Annotated in this window: 12 protein-coding genes and 1 pseudogene; 10 read left to right on the top strand and 3 right to left on the bottom strand. The window is 70.1% G+C overall.

Annotated features, from left to right (window positions below; genetic code table 11):
- Positions 1 to 338: 338 nt before the first annotated feature.
- The 5 genes from OTB19_RS11495 (at position 339) to OTB19_RS11515 (ending at position 9,101) form a co-directional block, all read left to right on the top strand.
- Positions 339 to 2,333: an alpha-1,4-glucan--maltose-1-phosphate maltosyltransferase gene (locus OTB19_RS11495; protein WP_267797964.1), complete on the top strand. Its 1,995-nt coding sequence runs from the start codon at positions 339 to 341 to the stop codon at positions 2,331 to 2,333.
- Positions 2,330 to 4,024, top strand: a complete 1,695-nt coding sequence (gene treS, locus OTB19_RS11500; protein WP_267797965.1) for a maltose alpha-D-glucosyltransferase — start codon at positions 2,330 to 2,332, stop codon at positions 4,022 to 4,024. Before OTB19_RS11495 ends, treS begins: the two co-directional genes overlap by 4 nt.
- A gap of 349 nt (positions 4,025 to 4,373) precedes the next feature.
- Positions 4,374 to 5,834, top strand: coding sequence for a maltokinase N-terminal cap-like domain-containing protein (locus tag OTB19_RS11505; RefSeq protein ID WP_267797966.1), 1,461 nt, complete (start codon positions 4,374 to 4,376; stop codon positions 5,832 to 5,834).
- Positions 5,831 to 8,116, top strand: coding sequence for a 1,4-alpha-glucan branching enzyme (glgB, locus tag OTB19_RS11510; RefSeq protein ID WP_267797967.1), 2,286 nt, complete (start codon positions 5,831 to 5,833; stop codon positions 8,114 to 8,116). Before OTB19_RS11505 ends, glgB begins: the two co-directional genes overlap by 4 nt.
- A 295-nt stretch (positions 8,117 to 8,411) precedes the next feature.
- Positions 8,412 to 9,101 (top strand): helix-turn-helix domain-containing protein, encoded by a 690-nt coding sequence (locus OTB19_RS11515; RefSeq protein WP_267797968.1) that lies wholly within the window; start codon positions 8,412 to 8,414, stop codon positions 9,099 to 9,101.
- A 125-nt stretch (positions 9,102 to 9,226) separates the two neighbouring features.
- Here the strand turns inward: OTB19_RS11515 and OTB19_RS11520 are convergent, their stop codons facing one another.
- Positions 9,227 to 10,252, bottom strand: a complete 1,026-nt coding sequence (locus OTB19_RS11520; RefSeq protein ID WP_267797969.1) for an ATP-dependent 6-phosphofructokinase — start codon at positions 10,250 to 10,252, stop codon at positions 9,227 to 9,229.
- A 307-nt stretch (positions 10,253 to 10,559) separates the two neighbouring features.
- On the opposite strand from OTB19_RS11520, the gene pta reads away from it, so the two are divergent.
- From pta to OTB19_RS11545, 5 genes are all read left to right on the top strand, one after another.
- Positions 10,560 to 12,650, top strand: coding sequence for a phosphate acetyltransferase (pta, locus tag OTB19_RS11525; protein ID WP_267797970.1), 2,091 nt, complete (start codon positions 10,560 to 10,562; stop codon positions 12,648 to 12,650).
- Positions 12,651 to 12,705: 55 nt separating this feature from the next.
- On the top strand, positions 12,706 to 13,920 hold the full coding sequence (locus OTB19_RS11530; RefSeq protein ID WP_267797971.1) for an acetate kinase: 1,215 nt from the start codon (positions 12,706 to 12,708) through the stop codon (positions 13,918 to 13,920).
- Positions 13,921 to 13,983: 63 nt separating this feature from the next.
- Positions 13,984 to 15,417: a pyruvate kinase gene (gene pyk / locus OTB19_RS11535; protein ID WP_053677515.1), complete on the top strand. Its 1,434-nt coding sequence runs from the start codon at positions 13,984 to 13,986 to the stop codon at positions 15,415 to 15,417.
- A 314-nt stretch (positions 15,418 to 15,731) separates the two neighbouring features.
- On the top strand, positions 15,732 to 19,574 hold the full coding sequence (locus tag OTB19_RS11540; RefSeq protein ID WP_267797972.1) for a hypothetical protein: 3,843 nt from the start codon (positions 15,732 to 15,734) through the stop codon (positions 19,572 to 19,574).
- A complete protein-coding gene (locus OTB19_RS11545) occupies positions 19,567 to 19,905 on the top strand; it encodes a hypothetical protein (RefSeq protein WP_267797973.1) in 339 nt (112 codons plus the stop codon). Before OTB19_RS11540 ends, OTB19_RS11545 begins: the two co-directional genes overlap by 8 nt.
- Before the next feature lie 72 nt (positions 19,906 to 19,977).
- On the opposite strand, the pseudogene OTB19_RS43590 reads toward OTB19_RS11545, so the two are convergent.
- Positions 19,978 to 20,552, bottom strand: a pseudogene (locus OTB19_RS43590) (hypothetical protein); the annotation flags it as partial.
- A gap of 165 nt (positions 20,553 to 20,717) precedes the next feature.
- Positions 20,718 to 20,951 (bottom strand): hypothetical protein, encoded by a 234-nt coding sequence (locus tag OTB19_RS11550; protein WP_267797974.1) that lies wholly within the window; start codon positions 20,949 to 20,951, stop codon positions 20,718 to 20,720.
- Between the last annotated feature and the right edge of the window lie 36 nt (positions 20,952 to 20,987).

Consider the following 20,987-nt stretch of genomic DNA (forward strand, 5'->3'; position numbering starts at 1 on the left):
TCACCGACTTGACGGAGCCTCGACCGATGTCGATCCGGCCCTTCGCGATCCGCGTGCCGCTACGTACGAGTAGTTAACCGAGCACCCGGGTTGGGCGGGACCAGAGTGGGAAGGGCTCCCCGGGTACACGCACGGCGCACCAGGCCCCGGGCTCCGTCCGGAGGCAACCCCGCCCACCTCCCGCCACCCGAGTGAACGCGGACAGGAGCGGCCATGCCCGCAGCGCAGCCGTCTTCCGAGCGGCTAGAAACAGAGCGAACAGAGCGTGCACTGCCGGCTGCCCAGACAGTCGGTCCGTTGTCACCGAGCCCTGCGAACTGCCCCCAGGTGATCCCATCATGATCGGTCGCATTCCCGTGCTGGACGTCCGCCCCGCCGTCGACTGCGGCGCCAGACCCGCGAAGGCGGTTGTGGACGAGGTCTTCGAGATCTCGGCCACCGTGTTCCGCGAGGGCCACGACGCCGTCTCCGCCCACGTCGTACTCCGAGATCCGAGCGGGCGGCTGCGGCCTCCCGTACCGCTGCGCGAGCTCGCCCCCGGCACCGACCGGTGGGGGGCCCGGGTGTCCGCCGAGGTCGAGGGGAGGTGGACGTACACCGTCGAGGCGTGGAGCGACCCGCTCGCCACCTGGCGGGCCCACGCCGCCGTGAAGGTCCCCGCCGGGATCGACGCCGACCTGACCCTCCTCGAAGGCGCCGAGCTCCACGAGCGGGCCGCCGCGAAGATCCCCAAGCGGGACGGCCGGGCGGACGTGCTGGCCGCCGCCGAGGTCATGCGCGACGAGGACCGGGACCCCGCCGAGCGGCACGCCGCCGCCCTCGCGCCCGCGGTGGTGGCGGCCCTCGCCCGGCGGCCCCTCCGGGAGCTGGTCACCGCCGCGAAGGCCCTGCCGCTGCTCGTCGAGCGCAAGCGGGCCCTGTTCGGTTCCTGGTACGAAATGTTCCCGCGCTCCGAGGGAGCGGTGCTGGAGCCCGGCTCGGCCCCGGTCAGCGGGACCTTCCGGACCGCGGCCGAGCGGCTGCCGGCCATCGCCGCCATGGGCTTCGACGTCGTGTACCTGCCGCCGATCCACCCCATCGGGAGCACCTGGCGCAAGGGCCCCAACAACACCCTGTCCGCCGGTAGTTGGGATCCCGGTGTGCCCTGGGCGATCGGTTCCACCGAGGGCGGTCACGACGCCGTCCACCCCGAACTGGGCACCATCGAGGACTTCGACGCCTTCGTCGCGCGGGCCCACGAGCTGGGGATGGAGATCGCGCTGGACTTCGCGCTCCAGTGCTCCCCGGACCACCCGTGGGTGGAGAAGCACCCGGAGTGGTTCCGCCACCGCGCCGACGGGACGATCGCCTACGCCGAGAACCCGCCGAAGAAGTACCAGGACATCCACCCGATCCACTTCGACACCGACATGGCCGGCATCGTCGAGGAAACGGTCCGGATCCTGCGCCACTGGATGGATCACGGCGTGCGGATCTTCAGGGTCGACAATCCGCACACCAAGCCTGTCGTGTTCTGGCAGAAGGTGATCGCGGACATCAACAAGTCCGACCCCGACGTGATCTTCCTCGCCGAGGCCTTCACCCGTCCCGCGATGATGCGCGCGCTCGCCGCGGTCGGCTTCCAGCAGTCCTACACGTACTTCACGTGGCGCAACACCAAGGCCGAGCTGACCGAGTACCTGACCGAGCTGTCCGGCGACCGTTCGGCCTCCGTCATGCGGCCGAATTTCTTCGTCAACACCCCCGACATCCTCCACGCGTACCTTCAGCACGGCGGCCGCCCGGCCTTCGAGGTGCGGGCCGTACTCGCCGCCACCCTGTCCCCCGCCTGGGGCGTCTACGCCGGCTACGAGCTCTGCGAGAACACCCCGGTCAAGGAGGGCAGCGAGGAGTACCTGAATTCCGAGAAGTACGAGTTCCGGCCACGCGACTGGGCGGCCGCCGATCGCGACGGGCTGAGCATCGCCCCACTGATCACGGCCCTGAACCGGTTGCGTCGGCGCAACCCGGCCCTCCAACAGCTCCGCGACATCCACTTCCATTCGACCGACAACGAACAGGTGATCGCCTATTCGAAGCACGCCGGAGCCAATTCCGTACTGGTGGTCGTCAACCTCGATCCGCACCACACCCAGGAGGCGACGGTCTCGTTGGACATGCCGGTACTCGGCCTCGACTGGCACGGGTCCCTCGCGGTGCGCGACGAGCTCACCGGCGAGACCTATCACTGGGGCAGGGCGAACTACGTGCGCCTAGAGCCGGGCCGCACGCCCGCGCACGTACTGGCCGCTCTGCGACCGTCCCCGCCCACCGGAGGGTCACCCATCACATGATGATCAACGATCCCGTCCACGACACGTTCGAGGACACCCCCGCCAAGGACCGCGATCCCGACTGGTTCAAGCGGGCGGTCTTCTACGAGGTCCTCGTCCGCTCCTTCCACGACAGCAACGGCGACGGCGTGGGTGACCTCAAGGGGCTCACCGCCAAGCTCGACTACCTCCAGTGGTTGGGCGTCGACTGCCTCTGGCTACCGCCGTTCTTCGCCTCACCCCTCCGCGACGGGGGCTACGACGTCTCCGACTACACCTCGGTACTCCCCGAGTTCGGCGACCTCGCCGACTTCGTGGAGTTCGTGGACGCCGCGCACCAGCGCGGCATGCGGGTGATCATCGACTTCGTCATGAACCACACCAGCGATCAGCACGAGTGGTTCCAGCAGTCCCGCAAGGACCCCGACGGCGCGTACGGCGACTACTACATGTGGGCCGACAACGACAAGCAGTACCAGGACGCCCGCATCATCTTCGTCGACACCGAGACCTCCAACTGGACGTACGACCCGGTACGCAAGCAGTACTACTGGCACCGCTTCTTCTCGCACCAGCCGGACCTCAACTACGAGAACCCTGCCGTGGTCGAGGAGATCATCTCGGCGCTCCGCTTCTGGCTGGACCTCGGCATCGACGGTTTCCGGCTCGACGCCGTGCCCTACCTGTACGCCGAGGAGGGCACGAACTGCGAGAACCTGCCGCGCACCCACACCCTCCTCAAGCGGGTCCGCGCCGAGATCGACGCGCACTACCCCGACACGGTCCTCCTCGCGGAGGCCAACCAGTGGCCCGAGGACGTCGTCGACTACTTCGGCGACTTCGCGAAGGGCGGGGACGAATGCCACATGGCCTTCCACTTCCCCGTCATGCCGCGCATCTTCATGGCGGTGCGAAGAGAGTCCCGCTACCCCGTCTCCGAAATCCTGGCCAAGACACCGGCGATCCCGGACCGCTGCCAGTGGGGCATCTTCCTGCGCAACCACGACGAGCTCACCCTCGAAATGGTCACGGACGAAGAGCGCGACTACATGTACGCCGAGTACGCCAAGGACCCGCGGATGCGCGCCAACATCGGCATCCGCCGCCGGCTCGCGCCGCTCCTGGACAACGACCGCAATCAGATGGAGCTGTTCACCGCCCTGCTGCTGTCGCTGCCCGGTTCGCCGGTGCTCTACTACGGCGACGAGATCGGCATGGGCGACAACATCTGGCTGGGCGACCGCGACGGCGTCCGGACCCCCATGCAGTGGACCCCGGACCGCAACGCCGGTTTCTCCTCGTGCGATCCGGGCAGGCTGAACCTGCCGGTCATCATGGACCCGGTCCACGGGTACCAGGTCACCAATGTCGAGGCGGCCATGGCATCGCCCTCGTCGTTGCTGCACTGGACCCGCAGGCTGATCGAGATCCGCAAGGCGAACCCCGCCTTCGGTCTCGGCTCGTACACCGAACTGCCGTCGTCGAACCCGGCGGTACTCGCGTTCCTCCGCGAGTACGGGGACGACCTGGTGCTGTGCGTGCACAACTTCTCGCGCTTCGCGCAGCCCACCGAGCTGGACCTGCGGTCGTTCAACGGGCGGGTTCCGGTGGAGCTCACGGGTGACGTGCGCTTCCCGCCGATCGGCGAGTGGCCGTACCTGCTGACCCTGGCGGGACACGGCTTCTACTGGTTCCGGCTCCGCACCGAGTAGCACGCGGGGTCCGCTCCCACCGGAGCCGACGTGAACCGACGTCGGCACCGGGCGAGCGAGCCGAAGGGGCACGCCCGCGGAACGGGGTCGAACGCGCGAAGGAACGCCCCACACGAGCGCTTTCGAGCACGTACGACCCCGCGAGTCGGGCTGCCGGGCCCCGGGACGAACCGAGCCCGGGGAACGGCCCGAAGAGCGACCCGAAGAGCAAAAGGCGCGCGAATGGGTCAATCGCCCGCCCCTGTACGGATCATCCATGGCCCGACACTCGTTCACCGCCGGACAGCAACCATCGCCATCCGGGACACTCTGCGCATTCTGTGACGGCCCGGGGAAAGGACGCGACGCCATGTCGGAGGCTGCATCCGCCCGGAGTCGCCAGGGCAGCCTGGCCGCGGTCCCACTCGGACCGCTCGAACCCATGCTGCGCAACTGGCTGCCGAGGCAGCGCTGGTTCGCCGGAAAGGGGCGCGCCATCACGCGCCTTCGACTGGTCTCGGCCGTCGAACTCCTGCCACCCGGGGCCTCACCCGGGTTGCTGCACCTGCTCGTCGGCGTGGACGCCGAGGGCAGCTCGGACTGCTACCAACTGCTGCTCGGGGTACGCCCGAACCTGCCGCCGGCGCTCGCGCCCGCCCTGATCGGGCACGCGGAGCAGGGGCCGTACGCCGGGCAGGCCGTCTACGAGGGACTCGGCGATCCGCGGCTCGCCGCGCTGCTGCTGGAACGATTGCGCTCCCCCGGAGTCCTCGGACCGTTGCGCTTCGAGCGGGACCCGGGAGCCCTGATCCCGGCCGCGCCGACGCCCCGGCCGCTGTCCGGGGAACAGACCAACTCCTCGCTGATCTACGGGGATTCGTACATCCTCAAGGTGTTCCGCCGGGTCGGTCCGGGGGTCAACCCGGACCTGGAGCTGCCCAGGGCGCTGGCCGCCGCGGGCTGCGCCCGGGTGCCCGCGCCGGTCGCCTGGTACGAGGCCGACCTGCCCGGCGGCGAACCGTTGACCCTGGGCGTGCTCCAGCCGTACCTGCGCGGCTCCGACGACGGCTGGCAGCTCGCGCTGCGCCGGCTCGGCGCCGGGGCCGACTTCACCGCCGAGGCCCACGCGCTGGGCCGGGCCACCGCCGAGGTGCACAACGCCCTGGCCGACGCCCTGCCCACCGTGGCCCTGGGGCCGGAGCAGACCGCGCGGCTCGCCGCCGGGATGACGGCCCGACTGGCGGCGACCGCCCGGGAGGTGGCCGCGCTGCGACCGTACGAGGCGGGACTGCGCGGCGCCTTCGACGCCCTGGCCGCCTCGCGGGGCGGCGGGGTGTCCGCCCAGCGCATCCACGGCGACCTGCACCTCGGGCAGACCCTGCGCACCGTCGAGGGCAGTTGGGCGCTGATCGACTTCGAGGGCGAACCGGCCCGGCCGCTGGCCGACCGGCGGCGGCCCGAACCGGCGGTGCGGGACATCGCCGGGATACTGCGCTCCTTCGACTACGCGGCCCGCTCCCACCGTCCGTTCGCGCCCGCCTGGGCGGACGCCTGCCGGGCGGCGTACTGCGAGGGCTATGCCCGCACCAGCGGACGCGACCCGCGCGAGGACCCCGTGCTGCTGCGCGCGTACGAGACCGACAAGGCGGTGTACGAGGCCCGCTACGAGTCCCGGCACCGTCCCGACTGGCTGCACGTCCCGATGGCGGCGATCCGGCGGCTGTCCGAACCCCAGCGGCCCGCCCACCGGCCGGGACACCCCGTGACCCCGCCGACCGTCCCAGGCTCCACCACCCCCCATCCGAAGCCCCCGAGGAGGCCGCTCGCGTGAGCGCCGCACGACAGCCGTCACCGACCGTCCGCGACGAATCCGGGGTCACCCCCGAGCCCGTTCGGAAGGCCCGCGCGCCCCGGGCCCGCAAGGCCGCGCCACCCCACGGGGTCCGGCCGGCGCCCGCGCTGGGCGGCGAGGAACGGGCCCGGCTGCTGGAGGGCCGGCACCACGACCCGCACGCGGTGCTCGGCGCCCGGGCCCGGCGCGGCGGGGTGGCCTTCCGGGTCCTGCGCCCGTACGCGAAGGCGGTGACGGTCCTCGGCAAGGGGCTGCGCGCCGAGTTGTGCGACGAGGGGGACGGGCTGTTCTCCGGGCTGTTGCCGTTGTCCGACGTGCCGGAGTACCGGCTGTTGGTGGCGTACGACAGCGACGAGATCGAGGTTCACGACCCGTACCGGTTCCTGCCGGCGCTCGGCGAGTTGGACCTGCACCTGATCGGCGAGGGCCGGCACGAGGAGCTGTGGACGGCGCTGGGCTCCGAGCCGATGGAGCACCAGGGCGTGGCCGGCACCCGGTTCACGGTGTGGGCGCCGAACGCCCAGGGGGTGCGGGTCACCGGCGACTTCTCGTACTGGGACTCGGTGGCGTACCCGATGCGCTCGCTGGGCTCGACCGGGGTGTGGGAGCTGTTCCTGCCCGGTGTCGGCGAGGGCACCATGTACAAGTACGACATCACGCGCCCGGACGGCAGCCACACCGTGCGCGCCGACCCGATGGCGCGGTACGCGGAGGTCCCGCCGGCGAACGCGTCGGTGGTCACCGCCTCGCACCACACCTGGCAGGACGCGGAGTGGATGGCCACGCGCGGGCTCCGGCCGCCGCACCAGGCCCCGCTGTCCGTGTACGAGTTGCACCTGGCGTCGTGGCGGCCGGGGCTGTCGTACCGGCAGCTCGCCGAGCAGCTGCCGGCGTACGTCAAGGAGCTCGGTTTCACGCACGTGGAGCTGATGCCGGTCGCGGAGCACCCCTTCGGCGGTTCCTGGGGCTACCAGGTCACCGGTTACTTCGCGCCGACGTCCCGGATGGGCACACCGGACGACTTCCGGTTCCTGGTGGACGCGTTGCACCGGGCCGGGATCGGGGTGATCGTCGACTGGGTGCCGGCGCACTTCCCGCGCGACGAGTGGGCCCTGGCCGAGTTCGACGGCCGGCCGCTGTACGAGCACCCCGACCCGCAGCGTGCGGCGCACCCGGACTGGGGGACGCTGGAGTTCGACTACGGGCGCAAGGAGGTCCGCAACTTCCTCGTGGCGAACGCGGTGTACTGGTGCCAGGAGTTCCACGTCGACGGCCTGCGGGTGGACGCGGTCGCCTCGATGCTCTACCTGGACTACTCGCGCGCGGAGGGCGAGTGGACGCCGAACGAGCACGGCGGCCGGGAGAACCCTGACGCGGTGGCGCTGCTCCAGGAGATGAACGCGACGGTGTACCGGCGCTGCCCGGGCGTGATGACGATCGCGGAGGAGTCCACGGCGTGGGAGGGCGTGACCCGGCCGACGGACGCGGGCGGGTTGGGCTTCGGCCTGAAGTGGAACATGGGCTGGATGCACGACACGCTGCGGTACGTGTCGAAGGAGCCGGTGCACCGCAAGTACCACCACCACGACATGACGTTCGGGATGGTGTACGCGTACAGCGAGAACTACGTGCTGCCGATCTCGCACGACGAGGTGGTGCACGGCAAGCGCTCGCTGGTGTCGAAGATGCCGGGCGACTGGTGGCAGCAGCGGGCGGCGCACCGCGCGTACCTGGGCTTCATGTGGGCCCACCCGGGAAAGCAACTGCTGTTCATGGGGCAGGAGTTCGCGCAGGGGTCGGAGTGGTCCGAGACGTACGGGCCGGACTGGTGGGTGCTGGACGAGTCCTATCCGGCGGCCGGTGACCACCGCGGGGTGCGCACGCTCGTGCGCGACCTGAACCGCGCGTACACGTCGGCGCCGGCGCTGTGGGAGCAGGACACGGTGCCGGAGGGCTTCGCCTGGGTGGAGGCGGACGCGGCGGACGACAACGTCTTCGCGTTCCTGCGGTTCGCGCAGGACGGTTCGCAGCTGTTGGCGGTGTCGAACTTCTCGCCGGTGGTGCGGCACGGCTACCGGCTCGGGGTGCCGGAGGAGGTCCCGGTGTGGCGGGAGGTCCTGAACACCGACGAGGAGCGGTACGGCGGCAGCGGTGTCCGGCACCTCCAGTCGCTGCGGCCCGATCCGGTTCCGGCCCAGGGGCGGCCGGCGAGTCTGCGGCTGACGTTGCCGCCGATGGCGACGGTGTGGTTCAGGCCCTGAGGACGACCCTTTTTCGGGGCCCTCGCCACCCCCGTGCGCGAGGGCCCCGAAAGGGATCACGGATCGGTCGCATGGCCGGTTCACATCCTGTGACGGGGATCACTCTCCGATTGTGGGGGTACCGGCGAAATGGAGTGGCTGAATCCGTACGCTGGAAATGGATCTTTCGACGGCCCCGATTACCGGACAGTCGCCAGGAAACCGGCATAAAGCCCCGAATTCCATAGTACTTTCCTACGAGTTATCAGCTTGTTTGAATGGTCTGTAGTCGCCACGCCTTGGCCACTCCTACGGTGTGCTTGTGCACTCCAGCCCCCCCTTCAATGCCCCCGCCGCGCGTCGTCTGCGCGCGGCCCTGGGCATGGCGCCCGGCCACGTCGCTTATGGCCTGCGCGCCCAGTACGGACTGAATGTCGCGCCCGAAACCGTGATGGCCTGGGAGCGGGGCGAGGTCTCACCCACTTCCGCCGAGCTCACGGCGCTCGCCGGCGTGCTGTGGTGTTCCCCCGGGGAACTCATCGCCGCGCCGGTCACCCTTCGGGAGCATCGAATGGCCAGGGGGATGGCCGCCGAGGAATTGGCCCGGCGCATCGGGTTGGAGACGAACTCCTACCAGAAGATGGAGGACACCGGCCGCTGGAAGGGCAACGAGCGGCAGTCCGCCGCCCTCGCCTCGACGCTGGGACTGACCCTGGCCCAGTTCGTGACCGCGACCGGGAAGCACGAGGAACTGGCCGACCTGCTGCGCAGCGCGGTCACCACGCGCTGGCAGGCCTACGGGAAACCGCTGTCCAAGATGCTGCCGGTGCCGAAGGCGCACCTGGAACGGGTGCTGGAGCGGCTGCACGGCGAGTACCAGTCCCGCATGGTCGCGACCCTGAGCTGGGGCGGCGGGGAGGGCACCGCCGGGACGGGGGATTCCGGCCGGGACTACCTCGCGGACATCGTGAACCGCTTCTGGGCCATCGCCGGCGGTGCGGAGTAGGACACGTTCCGGGCGGTTGGGGCCGGGGACGAAACGGCCCCGGTCGGTCCGCGGAGGGACTCGACCGGGGCCGTTCGGCGCGGGAAGTCGGGACGTAGGTCCCGCTCGCGCGGGCCGGGCACCGGTCAGAAGACGGATTCGGCCTCGTACATGCGGTCCTCCGGGACCGTCTTCAGCTCGGTGACGGCGTGCGCCAGCGGGGCCATCACGATGTCGGTGCCGCGCAGCGCGGTCATGTTGCCGTACTCGCCCCGGTGGACGGCCTCGACGGCGTGCCAGCCGAAGCGGGTGGCGAGCACGCGGTCGTACGCGGTCGGGGTGCCGCCGCGCTGGACGTGGCCGAGGATGACCGGGCGGGCCTCCTTGCCCAGGCGGCGCTCCAGCTCGACCGCGAGGCGGTTGCCGATGCCGGCGAAGCGCTCGTGACCGTACGCGTCGATGGCGCCCTTCTCGTACGGCATGGAGCCCTCGGCCGGGTGCGCGCCCTCGGCGACGCAGATGACGGCGAACTTCTTGCCGCGGGCGAACCGCTCCTCCACCATCTTCACCAGCGCGTCCACCTCGAAGGGGCGCTCCGGCAGGCAGATCCCGTGGGCGCCGCCGGCCATGCCGGACTCCAGGGCGATCCAGCCGGCGTGCCGCCCCATGACCTCGACGACCATCACGCGCTGGTGGGACTCGGCGGTGGTCTTGAGGCGGTCGATGGCCTCGGTCGCGACCATGACGGCGGTGTCGAACCCGAAGGTGCGGTCGGTGGAGGAGATGTCGTTGTCGATGGTCTTCGGCACGCCGACGACCGGCATCCCGGCCTCCGACAGCATGCGTGCGGCGGTGAGCGTGCCCTCCCCGCCGATCGGGATGAGCGCGTCGATGCCGTAGCGGGTCGCCAATTCGCGGGCGTTCTCGGCGGCTTCGTGCAGGCGGGCCCGCTCCATGCGGGCCGAGCCGAGAATCGTGCCGCCGCGCGCGAGAATGCCGCTGACGGCATTGATGTCGAGCGGGCGGAAGTTGCCGTCGAGGAGGCCCTTGAAACCGTCCTCGAAGCCGATGACCTCGTCTCCGTGGCCGACGGCGGCGCGGTGTACGACCGACCGGATGACAGCGTTGAGGCCCGGGCAGTCGCCGCCTGCGGTGAGAACTCCGATACGCATCGTGCTGTGTCTCCTGCTCCTGGTCGTACCTGGCCGTCCGCGTGCGGGCGGGCGACCGTACATATGAAGGGCGTATTGATGAAGCCTGTCCGATTGTTCCATGGGCCGGGGGTGGGGCGCTCTGCACGCCACTACCCCCGAAGGGTCTTTCGGCCCCTTGGACAGGCCCTTTTCCCGGCGGGCGACCTATCTGCCCGCAGAGGTATTGTCAAGAGGTCAATCCCCTATCAACCGGGTCGACCGACTCGGAGATCCGCGCGCGGCGCCCAGGAACCGCGCCGCGGCGACACATGGACGGAGAGCACGCGTGACGCGCAGCGTGTACGTGACCGGTATCGAGCGGGGGGACGGCCGACAGGTCGTCGAGCTGGGAATCATGGAGCTGCTGACCCGCCAGACAGCCCGGGTCGGTGTCTACCGTCCGCTGCTGCACGACGCTCCGGACCGGCTCTTCGACCTGCTGAAGGCCCGCTACCGGATCGACCAGGACGCGTCGACGGCCTACGGCATGGAGTACCACGAGGCCTGGGCCATCCAGGCCGAGAAGGGTACCGACGAACTGGTCTCCCGGCTCGTCGACCGCTACCACCGGGTGGCCCGCGACTACGAGGTCATGCTCGTCCTCGGCACCGACTACGCCGACACCAACCTCCCGGACGAGCTGGCGCTGAACGCCCGCCTCGCCAACGAGCTGGGGGCCGTGGTCGTGCCCGTCGTGGGCGGCACCAAGCACCCCGCCGAGGCCGTGCGCGCCGAGACCCGCAACGCCTACCGGGCGTACGAGAGCCTGGGCTGCCACGTCGTGGCGATGGTCGTCAACCGGGTGGCGGCCGAGGACCGGGACCACATCGCCGAGCGCCTGGCCGCCCGGATGCCGGTGCCCTGCTACGTGCTGCCGGACGACAAGTCGCTCTCCGCGCCGACCGTCGCCCAGATCACCCGCGCGCTCGGCGGCGAGGTGCTGCTGGGCGACGAGGCCGGGCTGGCGCGCGACGCCGTGGACTTCGTCTTCGGCGGCGCGATGCTGCCGAACTTCCTCAACGCGCTGACCCCCGGATGCCTGGTGGTCACCCCCGGGGACCGCTCCGACCTGGTCGTGGGCGCGCTGGCCGCGCACACCTCCGGCACCCCGCCGATCGCCGGCGTGCTGCTGACGCTCAACGAGCGGCCGACGCCGGCCGTGCTGACGCTGGCCTCGAAGCTCGCGCCGGGCACCCCGGTGGTCTCGGTCGCCGGCAACAGTTTCCCCACGGCCGCCGAACTCTTCTCGCTCCAGAGCCGGTTGAACTCGGCGACCCCGCGCAAGCTGGAGACCGCGCTCGGCCTGTTCGAGCGTCACGTGGACACCGCCGAGCTGCGCGACCTGCTGTCGGTGGCGCGCTCCGAACGCGTCACCCCGATGATGTTCGAGCACGAGCTGTTGGAGCGGGCCCGCTCCGAACGCCGCCGCGTGGTGCTGCCCGAGGGCACCGAGGAGCGCGTGCTGCGCGCCGCGGACGTGGTGCTGCGGCGCGGGGTCTGTGACCTGACCCTGCTCGGCGAGGAGCCGGCGATCCTGAAGAAGGCCGCCGACCTGGGCATCGACATCTCGGCGGCCCAACTGATCGACCCGGCGACCTCTCCCCTGCGGGAACGATTCGCCGAGTACTACGCGCAGGTCCGCGCCCACAAGGGCATGACCGTCGAACTGGCCCACGACGTGGTCACCGACGTCAACTACTTCGGCACCCTGATGGTCCAGGAGGGCCTGGCCGACGGCATGGTCTCCGGCTCGGTGCACTCCACCGCCGCGACCATCCGCCCGGCCTTCGAGATCATCAAGACCAAGCCCGACGCCTCCATCGTCTCCTCGGTCTTCTTCATGTGCCTGGCCGACAAGGTCCTCGTCTACGGCGACTGCGCGGTCAACCCGGACCCGGGCGCCGAGCAGCTCGCGGACATCGCCGTCCAGTCGGCCGCCACCGCCGCCGCCTTCGGCGTCGAGCCGCGGATCGCGATGCTCTCGTACTCCACCGGCACGTCCGGCTCCGGCGCGGACGTCGACAAGGTGCGCAAGGCCACCGAGATCGTCCGCGAGCTGCACCCCGACCTGCTGATCGAGGGTCCGATCCAGTACGACGCCGCCGTGGAACCCTCCGTCGCCGCGACCAAGCTGCCCGAGTCGGAGGTGGCCGGCCGGGCGACCGTGCTGATCTTCCCCGACCTCAACACGGGCAACAACACGTACAAGGCCGTGCAGCGCTCGGCGGGCGCCGTCGCGGTCGGCCCGGTCCTCCAGGGCCTGCGCAAGCCGGTCAACGACCTCTCGCGCGGCGCCCTGGTCCAGGACATCGTCACCACCGTGGCGATCACCGCGATCCAGGCCCAGACGCAGCAGACGCAGCAGACGGCCGGCTGACCCGCACGCCCCCCACCCCACGCGTCACCCCCACACACGAGAAGGCACCGCACCCGTGACCGCATCGCGCGTACTCGTCCTCAACTCCGGCTCCTCGTCGGTGAAGTACCAGCTCCTCGACATGGCGGACTCCCGCCGTCTCGCCGTCGGGCTGGTGGAGCGGATCGGGGAGGAGACCTCGCGCCTGGTCCACGAACCGCTGACCGGACCCGGCGCCGCCGGCGGCAAGCGCGAGCGGGTCGGCGCGATCGCCGACCACGAGGCAGCGCTGCGGGCGGTGGCCGAGGAGCTGGCCGCCGACGGCCTGGGGCTGGACTCCCCCGAACTCGCGGCCGTGGGCCACCGGGTCGTGCACGGCGGGACCCGGTTCACCCGGCCCACGGTGATCGACGACGAGGTGCTGGCGGAGATCCGCAGCCTGATCCCGCTCGCCCCGCTGCACAACCCGGCGAACGTGACCGGCATCGAGGTGGCCCGCTCGCTGCGCGCCGACCTCCCGCAGGTGGCCGTCTTCGACACCGCCTTCCACTCGACGATGCCGGAGCACGTGGCCCGGTACGCGATCGACGCCGAGACGGCGGACAAGTACTCCATCCGGCGGTACGGCTTCCACGGCACCTCCCACGCCTACGTCTCGCGGGCCACGGCCGAGCTCCTCGGCCGGCCGGTGGAGGACGTGAACGTGATCGTGCTGCACCTGGGCAACGGCGCCTCGGCCTCGGCCGTGCGCGGCGGGGTGTGCGTGGAGACCTCCATGGGGCTGACCCCGCTGGAGGGACTGGTCATGGGAACCCGCTCGGGTGACCTGGATCCGGCCGTGATCTTCCACCTGGCGCGGGTAGGCGGCCTCTCGGTGGATGAGATCGATTCGCTCCTGAACAAGAAGAGCGGTCTGCTGGGCATGTGCGGCGACAACGACATGCGCGAGGTGCTGCGGCGCGCGGGCGAGGGCGACGAGGCGGCGGCGACCGCCTTCGCCGCCTACGTCCACCGTCTGAAGAAGTACATCGGCGCCTACTCGGCCGTGCTCGGCCGGGTGGACGCGGTGGCGTTCACGGCGGGCGTGGGCGAGAACGCCCACCAGGTCCGGGAGGCCGCGGTCGACGGGCTGGCCGAGCTGGGCCTCGCGCTGGACCTGGAGGCCAACGCGGCACGCTCCTCGGAGCCGCGCCTGATCTCGACGGAGTACGCCCGGGTGGCCGTGGCCGTGGTCCCGACGGACGAGGAACTGGAGATCGCCGCCCAGACGTACGCGCTGGTTACTCAGTAGTCACTTGGACTTTCCACCAGACGGAATATTCCGCTGCGAAACAAACCGGATAGGATCCGCTTCATGCGCCGTTCCAAAATCGTCTGCACCCTGGGCCCCGCCGTCGACTCGTATGAGCAGCTGAAAGCGCTCATCGAGGCAGGCATGAACGTGGCCCGATTCAACTTCAGCCACGGATCCCAGGCGGAACACCAGGAGCGGTACGACCGCGTCCGGAAGGTCTCCGAGGACACCGGGCGTGCCGTCGGCGTCCTCGCCGACCTCCAGGGTCCGAAGATCCGCCTGGAGACCTTCGCCGAGGGTCCCGTCGAGCTGGTGCGCGGTGACGAGTTCACCATCACCACCGAGGACGTCCCCGGCGACAAGTCCATCTGCGGAACCACCTACAAGGGCCTGCCGGGCGACGTCTCCCAGGGCGACCCGATCCTGATCAACGACGGCAACGTCGAGCTCCGCGTGACCGCGGTCGAGGGCCCCAAGGTCAAGACCATCGTCATCGAGGGCGGTGTCATCTCGGACCACAAGGGCATCAACCTGCCGGGTGCCGCCGTCAACGTCCCCGCCCTGTCGGAGAAGGACGTCGACGACCTGCGCTTCGCGCTGCGGATGGGCTGCGACATGGTCGCCCTGTCCTTCGTCCGCGACGCCAACGACGTCAAGGACGTCCACAAGGTCATGGACGAGGTCGGCCGCCGGGTCCCCGTCATCGCCAAGGTGGAGAAGCCCCAGGCCGTCGAGAACATGGCGGCCGTGGTGGACGCCTTCGACGCCGTCATGGTGGCCCGCGGTGACCTGGCCGTCGAGTATCCGCTCGAAAAGGTCCCGATGGTCCAGAAGCGGCTCATCGAGATGTGCCGCCGCAACGCCAAGCCGGTGATCGTCGCGACCCAGATGATGGAGTCGATGATCACCAACTCGCGCCCGACGCGCGCCGAGGCCTCCGACGTCGCCAACGCCATCCTCGACGGTGCGGACGCGGTCATGCTGTCCGCCGAGTCCTCGGTCGGCGCGTACCCGATCGAGACCGTCAAGACGATGTCGAAGATCGTCACGGCGGCCGAGGAGGAGCTCCTCTCCAAGGGCCTCCAGCCGCTGGTCCCGGGCAAGAAGCCGCGCACCCAGGGCGGCGCCGTCGCCCGCGCGGCCTGCGAGATCGCCGACTTCCTCGACGCGAAGGCCCTCGTCGCCTTCACCCAGTCCGGCGACACGGCCCGCCGCCTGTCGCGCTATCGCGCGTGCCAGCCGATCCTGGCCTTCACCACCGACACCGGCACCCGCAACCAGCTCACGCTGAGCTGGGGCGTCGAGTCGTACGTGGTCCCGCACGTGGACAACACCGACGCGATGGTCGACCTGGTGGACGCGGAGCTGCTGAAGCTCAACCGCTACCACCCGGGCGACTCGATGATCATCACGGCCGGCTCCCCTCCCGGTGTCCCGGGCACGACCAACATGGTCCGCGTCCACCACCTGGGCGGCGACGACTCCCGCGCCTGACCCCGGGCGCGACCCGTCGCGCGACTCTGCCGCACAGAGACGGAGGGCGGCACCCCGGATGATCCGGGGTGCCGCCCTCGGTGCGTTCGGGGCGGCGCGGCGGGGCGCGAAGACTCGCTGTGAATTCGCTGTGCGTTTCCTACTTCTCGGTAGACATGGCCGAAAACGCGCTACCAGCGGTAAGTCGGATCATGAAACTGTCTGTTCACGCCTTGGGGGAAGGCAAAGACCAGCCCACTCGCGCCTGACCAGCGCACACGTATCTGCACGCCTTCCTTCGGGCTGTCCACTTCGCTTCGAAGAACAGGCAAATCGTGCAGAGATCGACCCTATTGCGAGGCAGAAACCCGGCCGTCCGGGCCGCCCTGCGGCGCAGCCTCGCCAGCACCGCCCTGGCCACCAGCGCCGCCCTCTTGGCTGGCCTGATCAATGCCGCCCCGGCCTCTGCCATCGAGATTCCGCCGGACGACGAGCCGTCATACCGTCCCATCAGCCTGGGCGAGCAGGCTCGTCTGGACCGATGCTCGGGTGGCTTCGCCCTGCACGTCGGCGGGCCCCAACTGAAGAAGTCGGCGGCAAGGGCCCTCACCGGTACCGCTGCCGAGCTGGCCGCCGCCACCGACCCGGTCATGGGCATGGACCCGCTGCGCCAAGCGATGCTGAATGACCGCGACGCCTACGAGGGCTCCTTCGGCGCCTCCAACGACCGGCGGGATCGCTGGCAGGCTTCCAACAAGGTCTACTGGGAAACCGGCAACCGCGGTGGGGTTGCCCAGTACGCGCCCCAGTTCGACAAAGACATCGTCGCCTTCACCTATGACCAGCGGAACTTGTACTACCGGCTCGGCGAGGACGGCCACGCGCCGGCCTCGAAGGCAGCGGTCGGGAAGGCGAGGGAACTGGCGGCCCAACTCAAGGGCCAAGACACGAACCAGGACTTCGTCACCGACTTCATGCTGGGCGACGCGGACAAGACCGAGTACAACTACCGCGCCACCACCTCCAGTGACATCGCCCGCTACCTGCGGCTCGGCGGGTTCATGAAGCAGACCCCGGCCGAGGACTCGGTCGAGTTCCGCCTGGAGGTCGAAGCGCTGAAGGCCGGCTGGGGTGCCTGCGACAGCCGCAACCCCGCGGACTTCTACCGCGTCATGTCCCCGATCGTCGTCACCGCGCACATGGAGTGGGAGCAGGAGTACGCCACTCAGGTCACGCCGCGTAACGAGATCGTCAACGCCGAGGTCACCGCTGCCGGCGAGGTACGCAAGGCCACCGACGCGATGACCGAATCGCTCGGTCAGGCTTGGCTCGCCGACCAGATCCTGACCTGGCAAAAATACTGGGGCAGCCAGCCGGCGAACGCGTCCGGCCGACCCGCCGCGTCTGTCTTCACCCAGGCCACAAAGGACCTGGGGGCGGCCCGCACCCGGGCCGCCGACCAGGCGAAGATCGCTGCGACCGCTTCGGCCGCCGCGAAGACGGCTTCCGACAAGGCCAACACCGCGCAGAACACGGCGTGGACCATCGCCGACGTCGCCAAGACCCCGCGCGGCCGCGGCCTGCTGTTCGCGCAGCAGTCCGTCCAGGTCGCGAAGGCCTCGGCCGCCGCCGCCGAGGCCGCGGCAAAGGCGACACTGACCGCTGCGAACGCCGCGAAGGCGACCGTCGCCGACAGCAAGACCCTGTACGCGCTGGCCCAGACCCAGTCGCACGCCCTGAACACCGAGTTCAGGCGGATCGCCGCCCAGGAGGCTGCCGCCCAGGCCAAGGCCGCCGCCGCCTCGGCAGCGGCCCAGGCCAAGGAGGCCGCGGACAACGCGACCAAGGCGAAGGCCGCCCAGGCCACCGCCGAGGCCGCGCAGGAGACCGCCCGCAAGGCGGCCGCCACCGCGAAGGCGGAGCGTGCCAAGGCCGAGAAGGAGAAGGCGACCGCCGTCAAGGAGCGGCAGACCGCCGCCACGGAACGCGCCAAGGCCCAGGCAGCCGAACAGCGTGCGGCGAGTGAGCGCGAGGCGGCGGGGAGGGCCCGGACCGCAGCCGAAGCGCAGGCGACGACCGCGAGGGACCAACTCGGATTGGCCTTGGACGCCGAGGGCAAAGCCGCCGAGGCTCGGGAGAAGGCCGAGACCGCCGAGGTCGAGAAGAACGCCACCGCGTCACGCGCCGCCGCACTGGAGGCCGCCGCTGCGGCAGCCGTCGGAACGCCTGCGGCCGCGGAGACCCGGGAGGCCGCCACCGCCGCCCGGGCCGCTGCGAACGACGCGGCCGGCGCGGCCGGTCGAGCCCGTACGGCGGCCAACGAGGCGTCCACCGCCGCCGGAAACGCGCGCGCGGCCTCAACCCGTGCCGACGGAGCAGCAGAGCGGTCCCGGGCATCCGCGGACAAGGCGTGGTCCGCTTGGGAAACCAGCTTCGCCGCGTCCCTGACCTCACACGCTGCTGCGGCCGACGCCATCGACGCCGCCGACGCGGCCTCCGTCAACGCCACCAAGGCCGAGGCCGAAGCAAAGAAGGCCCAAGCCGCATCGCTCCAGGCGCTCAAGAATGCCGCGGCCGCCCGTACCGAGGCCCTCCAGACGGCAGCGTGGTCGGCCGTCACCGCCGGACACGCCTACGCCACCTCCATGGCAGCCTCGGCCGCGCGCGACTCCGCGGCCCAGGTCATCCAGCCGGCCAACACCGCCATCGCGATCGGCACTGCCTACCGCGAAACCGACTCGGCGGCAGCTTTCGCCGCCTTGGTCGGCCAGTCCGCCAAGACCCACGCCGAGCAGCAGGCGGCGGCTGCCACCGCGAAGGCCGACGAGGCCACCAAGGCAGCGGCGACGGCCAAGGCCTTGGCCGACAAGGCCGCCGGCGATTCCAAGCTCGCCGCCCAGGCGGCAGCGGCAGCGGCGGCCGACACTGCGGCCGCGCTCAGGTCCATGGCAGCCGCCCGCGCCTCGGCGGCGGAAGCCTCTCGGGCCGCTGACGCCGCCAAGAAGGCGGACGACAAGACGAAGGAATACAGCGCCCAGGCCGGCACCGACGCCGTCTTCGCGAAGAGCGCTGCCAAGGACGCCTCCGACGCGGCGCTCGGCGCCAACAACGAGGCCACCGAAGCCGAGAAGAGCGCGGCCAACGCCCACGCCTCGGCCGACGCCGCCACCCGAGATGCAAGCGCGGCCGACGCCGCGGCGACCCAGTCCGAGAAGGATGCCGTCTCCGCCGAGACGGCCGCCGCCAACGCCAACCAGGACGCGAAGGACGCCGAATCGGCCGCCGACCGCGCTGAGGAGGAGTTCCGAAAGGAGCAGGAGGAAGCGCGCAAGGCGCTGGTCGAGGCTCCCAAACCCGACACAGGTTCCGACCTTTCGCAGGATGAGGAGGCCCTGCTGCTGGCAAACTGCGGACAGTCTTGTGTCGATGAGTTCCGCGAGGCCAAGGAGCTCGCGGGCAAGGACGTGCTCGATTGGGTGATCGAGATCGGCGGGCAGGTCCTGCTCGACGAACTCGGCTACACGGATGCCAAGAAGTGCTTCGGCCAGCGTGACGTCGAAAGCTGCCTGTGGACCTTGGTCAACGCCGTGATGCTCGGCGTGGCCGTCGCGAAGATCCCGGCAGTGGCCAAGGTGATCTACAAGGTGGGCAAGGGCGTCAATACCTTCCTGGACGGCATGGACCGGGCCCGCTCCACGCTGGAGCGGATGCGCAAGCTGCTGGACACCCTCAAGAAGGGCCAGCCCGTCATCCAGTGCCTGACAGACCTGGCTCAGAGCACTGCGCACGTGGGCGCCGACGAGCACCGAACCCTGCCGAAGTCCGGTCCCTCAGGGCTCGCCGCCGGCACGCGCGCCGCTGCGGCCGCGGCCACGCCGAAGGTCTGCGTGACGGTCAACATCCCGGCCGGAAGCACCCTGGCGAAGCTCGCGGAGAAGTCGGCCAAGAACCAACAGGTGGCCCAGGACCTCAAGAACCTCGAAGCCAAACTCAAGAACGGCAATGACCAGGCCGGAGTCGGCGGGGCCGCCCTCAGTGGAGGAGTGCGGTACCAGCGTGCCAGGAACGGCGGACGGCTGTTCTACCGTAGGGTAGGTGATGCGTTCGAGATCGTGGCGAAGTCTGACAAGTACTACGAGCAGAAGGTCATCGCGGAGCTCAAGAGGATCTATGGCTGACAGTCCCTTCCACCTCGTGGAGACGTCCCGGTTCACCATCACGTACATCCTCGGCCTCGATGACGATCCGTTGACGATCGAGAACACCGATGCGATCGTCACGGCCCCGGACGGCACGCGATGGAGTGCCACGCTCCTGACCCGCCGCGAGATAGACAGGGTCATGGACCGCTGGGTGACCTCCGGCGAGTGCGCCCACGGCTCCTACCTCCAGGTACAGGACCTGGTGATCGTCCGGGATCCCGGGATGGACTCCATGACACGTGCGCTGGTGGACATCTTCGAGGAGTACGGCATGGACACCGACGTCCTTCCCAAGCTGCGCAACTGACGACACCAACGCCGATAAGGCCGGCCCCCGGAGGCAGCTTCCAGGGGTCGTCGCAACACGTGGTCGGTTTGGTCAGGCGGCGGTTATTTCATGCAGACGCTCGGCTGGGGTTCCCAGTCGAGCGTTTTGCTTGGGCGGCCGTTGAGTTGGGCTACGACGACGGTGAGATGTGCGCGGTCGTGGACCGACGGGTCGGTGGAGGATGCGTCGGGTTCGGTAGGCTCCTTTGGTCGGCTGGCGGCGGGCCAGGATTACTCGCGCGCCCGGATGGAATCTCTGCTGGACGATGGACGTCGTGAAGAGCAGGCGGTTGAGCCGCCGATTTCCGCCTCGGCGCAGTCGGTAGCGTTTCATGTCGGAGGAATAGACCGGAATCAGTGCGATTGCGGTGTAGCGGGCGGGCTTATCTGAGCTGAGGCGGACTGCCGAGGAGAGGAGGCTGATCCCTGTGATCTCCAGAAACACGGGTGCCAGCGGGGTGCTCAGTTCCCGGATCGTGATTCGAATCCGTGGATACGTGCGTTCAACTCGTCTATCTCCGTGCGATGTAGGGCCATCTCACTGCCTTGGTCCCAGGTCAGAGACCGCGTGAGGTGGGAGGGCAGGGTCTGGACTGTTTCGACCAAGGCGTCGCGGACGTGTTCGGCGCCGCGGCCGTCCAGGCCCGCCTGAACGGCGGCCCGCAGCGCGGGGTTCCGGCCGATCCTGCACGGCTTGGGCCCGGTGCCGGCGAGCATCGGCGCGGGCTTGGGCAGCGAATGGCCGGTACCGACCATTGCCGGGGTGCCGGTTGCGGTGGCTGCGTACGGCCACTACTCCCCGCCGGGGTCGATCTCCCGGCCCATGGAGTCCCAGACCCGCATGAAACCGAAGCCCTCCTGGGTCAGGATCAGGGCGCCGCCCCGGAGGTGGACCGAGCTCGGCGGATCGGACTCGGCGAACTCCACATCGATCCAGTCGCCCGGAAGGATGAGGCACTGGCCGCCGATGATCTCGAAGTGGACCATCAGCGGTTCGTCGTGGTTGGCGTGGAAACGGGTTCTCATGGCACATCGTCCCAGTGCTGGAGCAGCGATCGAGCA

Origin of the sequence: Streptomyces sp. H27-H5 (assembly GCF_026627505.1) — a bacterium.
Lineage (GTDB): Bacteria > Actinomycetota > Actinomycetes > Streptomycetales > Streptomycetaceae > Streptomyces.